Annotated in this window: 1 protein-coding gene; it reads right to left on the bottom strand. The window is 52.2% G+C overall.

All coding sequences use genetic code 11. From position 1 onward, the window contains the following. Positions 1 to 254 (bottom strand): transposase (locus tag H0I76_RS19295; protein ID WP_001067820.1); only part of this gene is annotated, 254 nt, incomplete at its 3' end. Positions 255 to 318 lie beyond the last annotated feature (64 nt).

Here is a 318-nt window from a genome sequence, read left to right as displayed (position 1 = left end):
TTGACCTTCACGTAGGTTTCATCCATGTGCCACGGGCAAAGATCGGAAGGGTTACGCCAGTACCAGCGCAGCCGTTTTTCCATTTCAGGCGCATAACGCTGAACCCAGCGGTAAATCGTGGAGTGATCGACATTCACTCCGCGTTCAGCCAGCATCTCCTGCAGCTCACGGTAACTGATGCCGTATTTGCAGTACCAGCGTACGGCCCACAGAATGATGTCACGCTGAAAATGCCGGCCTTTGAATGGGTTCATGTGCAGCTCCATCAGCAAAAGGGGATGATAAGTTTATCACCACCGACTATTTGCAACAGTGCCC

Source organism: Thermohalobaculum xanthum (assembly GCF_016623495.1).
Classification (GTDB): domain Bacteria; phylum Pseudomonadota; class Alphaproteobacteria; order Rhodobacterales; family Rhodobacteraceae; genus Thermohalobaculum; species Thermohalobaculum xanthum.
The sequence above is the reverse complement of the archived record's forward strand: the minus strand, read 5'-3'. Positions and strand labels throughout refer to the sequence as shown.